4 protein-coding genes and 1 pseudogene are annotated in these 8,123 nt (G+C 47.6%); all 5 read left to right on the forward strand.

All coding sequences use genetic code 11. From position 1 onward, the window contains the following. The first annotated feature begins 189 nt into the window (after positions 1-189). The 5 genes and pseudogenes from AUK77_RS00690 to AUK77_RS00710 all read left to right on the forward strand — a co-directional run bounded on the left by AUK77_RS00690 (position 190) and on the right by AUK77_RS00710 (position 8,039). Positions 190-1,583, forward strand: a pseudogene (locus AUK77_RS00690) (IS1182 family transposase). A 597-nt stretch (positions 1,584-2,180) separates the two neighbouring features. Then, entirely contained in the window at positions 2,181-3,233 is a 1,053-nt protein-coding gene (locus tag AUK77_RS00695) for an MBL fold metallo-hydrolase (protein WP_296125233.1), read from the forward strand. A 37-nt stretch (positions 3,234-3,270) separates the two neighbouring features. Then, a complete protein-coding gene (locus AUK77_RS00700; RefSeq protein WP_363079347.1) occupies positions 3,271-4,527 on the forward strand; it encodes an ABC-three component system protein in 1,257 nt (418 codons plus the stop codon). Continuing rightward, positions 4,511-5,059: an ABC-three component system middle component 1 gene (locus tag AUK77_RS00705; RefSeq protein WP_296125236.1), complete on the forward strand. Its 549-nt coding sequence runs from the start codon at positions 4,511-4,513 to the stop codon at positions 5,057-5,059. Before AUK77_RS00700 ends, AUK77_RS00705 begins: the two co-directional genes overlap by 17 nt. Further along, positions 5,040-8,039 (forward strand): AAA family ATPase, encoded by a 3,000-nt coding sequence (locus AUK77_RS00710; RefSeq protein WP_296125239.1) that lies wholly within the window; start codon positions 5,040-5,042, stop codon positions 8,037-8,039. The genes AUK77_RS00705 and AUK77_RS00710 overlap by 20 nt, the downstream gene beginning before the upstream one ends. Positions 8,040-8,123: the final 84 nt, after the last annotated feature.

Genomic DNA, 8,123 nt, shown 5'->3' on the forward strand with positions numbered 1-8,123 from the left:
CGTGACCGATGCGATTACAATCCAGAACCCGCGCAACCGGGGTGGAAGCACCGGTCACGTATTAGCGAAACGCTCGGTCACGTTCACCGAAATCCGCAGGCGACCGGCCGAAATCGGCCCAGGCTGTGTAAAAACGTCGGCATCGACCTTGCTGTGATTTTATGGATTCAAATCAGCTGGAGGATGCCAATGAAGCGTTTTATCCAGGGAGAGCATCGAGGCCAAAGCGCGCTGCTTCCCGAGAGCCTGGATGACTACGTGGCGGACACCAACCCGGTGCGGGTGGTCGATGTTTTCGTCGATGAGCTCGACCTTGGCCAGCTGGGTTTCGAGGGTGTCATCCCAGCTGAAACAGGTCGGCCCGCTTACCATCCTGCCGACCTGATGAAGATCTACATCTACGGTTATCTCAATCGCATCCAGTCCAGTCGACGTCTCGAACGCGAGGCTCAGCGTAACGTTGAGTTGATGTGGCTGACCGGACGGTTGATGCCGGACTTCAAGACCATCGCCAACTTCCGCAAGGATAACGGCAAGGCAATCCGCGGTGTCTGTCGGCAGTTCGTGGTGCTGTGCCAGCAGCTCAGCAAGTTCAAGGCAGTCAACAATCGCGACCGCAATTTCACCAGCGCCAAGCTTCAGCGGCGAATGGAGGAGATCGAGTCCAGCATCAATCGTTACCTGACCGCACTGGATACCGCTGATCGCCAGGAACCTGCCGTGGTGCAGGTCAAAGCAGAACGCCTCCACGACAAGATCACGACCTTGAAAACTAAGCTGAAGGAACTCAAGGAAATCGAAGTACAGCTCAACGAAACACCGGACAAACAGATCTCCCTGACCGATCCTGATGCCCGCTCAATGAAGACGCGTGGCACCGGCATGGTCGGCTACAACGTGCAGGCAGCGGTCGACGCGAAGCACCACCTGATCGTGACGCATGAGGTCACGAACGACGGAGTCGATCGAGACCAACTGAGCGCCATGGCCAAACAGGCCCGAGAGGCCATGGGTGTTGAGAAGCTATCGGCGGTCGCAGACAGAGGGTATTTCAAAGGCGAAGAAATCCTGGCGTGCCATGAGGCTGGCATCACCGTTTTCGTACCCAAGACGCTGACCTCGGGAGCGACAGCGGCTGGCCGCTTCGGCAAAGGTGATTTCATCTATGACGCAGCCAAGAACGAGTACCGATGCCCGGCAGGGGAAAGCCTGATCTGGCGGTACTCAAGCGTCGAGAAAGGACTGAAGTTGCACCGCTGCTGTAGTTCGCACTGCCAGGGTTGTGCGCTGAAAGAGCACTGTACGCCGAGCCCACAGCGCCTGGTGAGCCGCTGGGAGCATGAGGCTGTGCTTGAGGCGATGCAGACCCGCCGGATCAAGCGCCCGAGATGATGCGGATCCGTCGCCAAACGGTCGAGCACCCGTTCGGCACGCTGAAATCCTGGATGGGTGCCACCCATTTCCTCACCAGAACGCTCGACCAGGTGAGCACCGAGATGAGCCTGCATGTGCTCGCCTACAATCTCAAACGTGTGTTGAGCTTGATGGGTAGCGATGCCTTGATGGCGGCGATGAAGGCCTGAGGCCTGTTTTTACGACTCTTGCTGCCCTCCAGCAAGCGCGCCGAAGTCTACAGTGCCATAGCAACCAGAATCACCGATTGCGCCTGACTGGGCCTCCGACGGCCTCCTGGATACTGAGAAAATTCCCAGGTAATTGATTGCCATCGCTTGCTGCGTTTTTACACGGTCTGGGCCAGGAGCGGTCACTCGCAATCGGTTGAGTCCGCAACCCAAAGCTGCCAGTTCCGATCCTGCTTTCGCCATCAGCTATCTGCCTAGTATGGGGGTGGAAACATTTATTTTTGTGAGTGCTTTGGTGGGAGCAACCGAATATAGCGAGAGTAGGCTCAGAGTTTTCAAGGAAGGTAGGCGGACATGGTCTCGCATAGCCAGCTATTTGCATCTATAGCCTTAACTTTTGATGTGGCTAACTCTTTATGTCGACTGTTTACTTCTAGTCTCTGGAAAATGCCATTGCCGGGATTCAGGTATGAATCGCCCCGCTGCTCGTCTGGCGTCAAAATAGCTTTGCAGCGCGACTCTTGGAACGTTCCTGCTTCCGAACTATGCTGCTGGCATTTTGACAGCTTAATAGTTAGGCGGTGACAGGGAGTCCTGATGGGTATCATCGTACGCGTCCTCAAAGCGAATCATGGCGACTGCATCCTGGTTACCCATGAGGGGCCTTCCGGTGTGTTCAACCTACTAATAGATGGGGGAACAGCGCAGACCTTCAGGCATGGGCCTAGGCAGCGATACTCAGGAGCGCTGTGTGATGCTCTGGACGAATTGAGGGATCAAGGGCAGTCCGTCGACCTAGCCATTCTTACCCACATCGACGAGGATCACATCCACGGCTTAATCAAAGCTTTCGAAGAGCCTGATTACCTGGGGAAAATGGTCAAATCTATGTGGTTCAACTCATCACGGCTGATAACCCGGCACTTCAATATTCCGGAAATACCAGAAAATAACATCATACTGGCTGACGATTCACCTGAAACCAGCGTGAAGCAAGGCAAAGACCTTGAGAAACTGCTTGACAAGCTTGGGTGCAAACGTGCCCCGCTTATCATGGCTCCCCAAGAATATGAAATTGGCCCGTTCAAGTTGAAAATTCTGTCTCCTGATAAGAAGCAGCTTGAGAAGCTTCTGCACAAATGGCCAGTGGAGGAGGATTCTGGAGAGACGTCCGCGCATGGCAATGACTACCACCTTTCTCTAGATGACATTTGGGCGGATGATGAGTTTGAGTCGGATTCGTCTGTTTACAATGGTAGTTCTATAGCATTCATCTTGGAGGCTGATGGGAAAAGCATGCTTTTTCTCGGCGATGCTCATGATGAGGTAGTCACAAGTAATCTACGGCGTTTGGGTTACAGTGCAGCAAATAAGTTAAAGCTGGAGCTTGTCAAGCTATCGCATCATGGCAGTCAATACAATACAAGTAGTGATTTCTTGTCGCTGCTGGATTCGCCGCTATACATTGTTTCCACAGACGGATCTAGGCATGGGCTGCCAAACAAAAGAACTATTGCTCGGATTATTAAATCTACCTGTGGCAAAGCGGCGTTCAATTATGAGGATGTGATTGAACAGCTACTTTTGGCTGATGAATTTGAGGATTTTTCCTCTCGTCTTGAAGTGCTTGGTGATGAGGTCAGATTTTAAAATGACATTCTCGGAAATCATGCGGTCATATTGCGTCATGGTAAATGGTGGCAGTGGAGTGCTGGTTAATGCAATGACCAATGACTACTCCTATGTGCTCACAGCTGGGCATGCAGTTGAGGCAGACGCTGCCACTAATATTGTTACTGACCATCAAGGGCGCAATATTGAAGTTCTAGAGGTGCTACCTTTTCCAAAAGTTGGTAGGGAAAAGCTCCTGGACTGCGCGGTGCTAAAGGTCGCTCACCAAGCCGATGTTGCGCAAAGATCTTGGGCTACTTCAGATTTGCCACACAGGGCTAATTTGACAGTGGTTGGCTTTCCCGAAACAGAAAGAACAAGTGCAGAACCTGTAAAGCAATGGGATGGCCACTCGACTAGTGTGGCTGATGAGCTAATAGTATTTACTGTGGATGGTATTCCTGGAGTAGATGTTCTCAAGGGAATCTCTGGTGGCGGGGTATACCATGTCGATAATGGTTATCCATACCTTGTAGGTGTTGAGTTTAAAATGGAGGCTACACGAAGGGGGGATCAGTTTGGTCGTGTAGAGTGTCATAGCCTTGAAAGGTTTAATGAGATAGTCGCTGCGCACTCAAGTGCTCCGATGATTCCCGCTCACCTTGAATGCTTCTCTAGAATGCGAGAGATGATCTTTAAGTTCAATGTGGTTGAGCAGCGGAATGTTCAAGACCTTAAGGCTGCATTAATCAATATTGCAGATTCGCTGATTTTAAATGGGTTGCCTCCTCCCTACGAAATCATGAAGAAGTATAAGACTCAATTACTGCTGGATCCTAAGCATGCTGGCGAGCTAGAAGTACGAGCGTTGTGGGTTGCGTATTTAGAGTTTGTTGTCATATCCGCGCTAATGGATAATGTTGGCGTGACTGATGAAATCTATATTGAAGGTATTGAGAAGAGACGTCGATTGCTGTACACGAGCGATACCTCGAATTGGATTGGTCGCCTGGAAGAAGTTCTAAAAGTTGCACGTAAGCTTCTAGACAGAAACGGTACCCTCATTGTTGCCTCACCAGACATAGCAGCAAAACCGTTTCCGCCGAAATTCAGGCTTGAAGGCGTGATCAGTAATATTTCTGTAGTGCCTAATCAAGGCCCGTTGGCAATTGATAATGTTGAAGGAGAATTATACGCAAGCTTTAAACTGGCCCATTTGGAAGGATTGCGTAGTAGTTGCGTCATTGAACAAGAAGATGAATACCCAAAAAAATTCCCAGGTAGGCAGCAGTTGCAGTATTTTAGGGATAAGCTGAATGAAATTATTACTTAAAGAGTACGATCTTTGCTTCCTCAGTACTCAGTGTGAAGGTATTGAGTTTCATATGTTTCGATCGGATGATTCTCTGTCATACATTTCTTGCATAGTCTGCTTGTGTGAGCGCGCATCAGATATCATTAAACACTGGCGCGCAATTCAAGGTTTTGTTTCTGTTCATTATCAGCCGAAAGGGAACTTGGCGTCATGGAATTTGTATTTGGCCTTCGTTACGACTCAGAAAGTGTCGATGTGGGAAAAGTATGAAATTGAAAATAATAAATTTTCTGCTCGTAAAGTAGTGCTAGATGGTTGTTCTGAAATGCCTACGCCCGATGAGCTGGCTGTTGAGCTGGAAAAGCAACTGCTTGGTTCCGATTTGACACTTGATTCGCGCGTAAATGAGCCAAGAGAAACTTTGCTTTCCCTGGAAAAATTCGTGCGTGGCGCACCGCTGGATCAGAAGGTTGAGTCCAAAGAAAAGCGCGCCTATATGATTAATAAAATTATAGAATTTCTGAATAAAGATGAAAATCAAAAAAGTTGAGATCGAAGCGTTTCGCGCTTATAAGCTAAAATCTGAAGGGACTTTTGATTTTACCAATGCGGGCGATGTTCCTTCTGACTTTGTAGCCATATTTGCGCCAAATGGGTTTGGTAAAAGCTCATTTTATGATGCGGTTGAGTGGGCTGTAACCAATCATCTGGAGCGACTTGGGGGGGAGTACAATAAGGCTAATTACGAGAGCGCTGCTCGTATTACAAAACATGATAAGGTTGGGCAAAAGATACTTAGGAATAAATATGCCGATGAAAATATCGCTACCCGAGTTGTAATTGATACAACCTGGCCTGAGCCATTTGCTCGAACGCTTCCTACTGTTAGATCTAATGGGCGAGATTTACGAATTGGAAACAATGAAGGTCGGGAGAATGATTATTTCCGACGAGTGATTTTGAGCCAGGATGAGATTGACAGATTTCTTAGAGAAGCAAAGCCGCAACAGAGATATGAGAAATTTATGGAGGGTTTCGGTGGTGAAGCCGAAATTGCCCGTAAAGAGCTAACAGCGCTTATGGCTGATAACAGTGCTGAGCTAATTGATCTTAATAGACAGCGCGAGGAGCTCATTGAGGAGCTTGAGCAGCCAGTAGACCTTTCCATATTTGAGCGTTTCAACGCAGAAGCCTCTAAACTCAATGACCTCGGTGAAAATATCACTCTGGCTGATGAAGGTTTTTCTTCTCAGAGTGAGCACGCACTAAGTTCGAGTCTTGTCTCAAGGCAGCACGAACTCACTGTGGAGCTGGAGTCAAATACTCGGACGATAGAAGCACTCTCGAATAGAGTCGCTAAGACGGCCGATATGGAGTTTCATAGGAGATTTATTGAGGAGAAGAGTGATACTTCTGCTCGCCTTTCGCAAGGGGTGATTGATGCTGATAATTACCAGTTGCGGTTAGATGGATATAATAAGTGTGAGTCAGATCTTCAGCTGACAAATGACCGCCTTGGAAGAATTGTTTCGATCAGTGAAAGCTTAAACGAATATTTTGATACTGAAGCGCGCCTTAGCGAGATTGTCACAAGTCAGAAATCATTAGGTGAGGCGCGTTCGGGCAGTTCTTCTCAGTTGCTGGGCCTGGCTAAATCTGCAGAAGATTTAAAGAAAGAGCTAAAAGAGTCTGACGATAGGGCTTTATTGCTCAGGAATTCGATTGATAATGCTGGCCCGATTTATTCTGAGATGTCGGTTCATCGCGCGCGAGTCGAGGTTCTTGGACAGCATATAGCGGAAAAAGAAATTGCAGTTCGTCTAGATAATTCAAAATTGAGCGATTTGGCGGAGGAAATTAAAAAGGCTTCTGCGCTAAAGATTACTTCGGACTTTCTCTTGTTTGATCCTGTAGGTTTGTCTCTTATAGATCAAGATAAGATCGATAGGTTGACGCGGTGCTTTAGTGAGCTCGATACCATCAAGGCGTTTGAGCAAAAGATACATACGACCCAGAAAGCGCTGACCGATCAGATGGGCGTGCACGAACGGCTTGTTGCTACAGGGGTTGAGTATCTTAATACATGGCCGTCTCATGTTTGCCCTTTATGCAGCGCAAATCATGAGTCTGCTGATGAACTGTTGGATAAAGTCAAAGGCCAGCATCTGTTGTCTGCATTGAGTCAAGAAAACACAGATAAGCTTGCGCTCTCTAGGTTGCGTAAAGAAAAGCTATTGAGTGAAATTGACGATATTACTCGGGCAGCGAGAGAGGTACATATTCTTCAACTCACTGGCCTTCAAGGGAAATCTAAAGATCTAAGCGGTCGACTAGCTCAGGCTGAACGTGAAAAATCTACCCTTGAGTCGGAAAAAAAGGCTTTAGAGAATCGAATTGGCGAGCTGGAAAAAACTGTATGGAATCTTACTCAAGATGAACTGATACAGCGCGCTGAGGCAGAAGTGCGCCTGCTCTCAGAAAAGCGGGTAGGTCTGGTGCTCCGCCAGACGGGCTTGGCAGAGCAAATAGATGTTCTCAAAAATAAGATATCGGAAAATGATTTGGAGTTGCAGGCTCTAGCTTCTGAGTACAGTACTAGAAGTGGCTTGGATCCTTATCTCTTGGTGCTTAAATATTTGACTGAAAATGCGCTCAACTCTGCAGACCTCAGAAGCCATTGTGATTCTAAGAAAGCCGAAGTTGCGGATGAGTTGGAGAGTCACAGGCGAAACTGTGAGTCTCTCGTTTCCCAGTGCAACAACCTGCAACAGAAAATGCAGGCTGATGGGAGCTGGGTTGAGTTCTCGCTACTCAGGTCTCAAAAAGAAAGCTTGGGACTAGATCTTGCACGATCTCAATCAGCGATAAATGCTTTCTATGAAAGCCTTGCTGGATTGATTGATGTTAAGGGCGAGAATGATCTGGAAAAGATTAAATCTCTAATGAGGGGTAGCATAAGTGAACTCCTTCTGCGGAATGATAGCCTTGAACGCTTAGTTAATGGCTTCAAGCTGCTGCTTGAGTTGATAGTTTCATTTAAGCCCTATATTAAGCGTCTGTCCCTGCAAGAAGACTTGGCTGCTGTAGAGTTGAAGCTTGATCAACGAAATAAAGTCAATGACATTCTGTTAGCAGAAAGAGAGGTGGTAATTCAGCAGCTGAAAACCTTTATTAATAATTTCTTCTACGAAGATCTTATTAACTCTATTTATCGAAAAATCGATCCGCACCCCTCATTTAAGAAAGTAGAGTTTAAGGCTGACTTTGATGCTGATAAACCAGGCCTGAATATTGTGGTTAGCGATGAGGATGGGATACAAATTTCACCAATCCTTTACTTCAGTGCCGCCCAATCCAATATTTTGAGCTTAAGCGTATTTCTTGCAAGCGCGCTCCACGCAGTAGATGACAAAGGAAACGCTATTGATGTAATCATGATAGATGATCCTATCCAGTCGATGGACTCGATTAACATTCTTTCGACTATTGATCTGCTGCGTAGTATCTGCCTTCAATTCCTGAATTCATAGAATAAGTGCAACGCTTGAAACGATAGGCAGAGGGCCAGCCACCGGTAGAATCCAGGCTCTCACACCAAAGGATTCAAGCGCAGA

The organism is Pseudomonas sp. Ga0074129, assembly GCA_001465025.1.
Taxonomy (GTDB): domain Bacteria; phylum Pseudomonadota; class Gammaproteobacteria; order Pseudomonadales; family Pseudomonadaceae; genus Aquipseudomonas.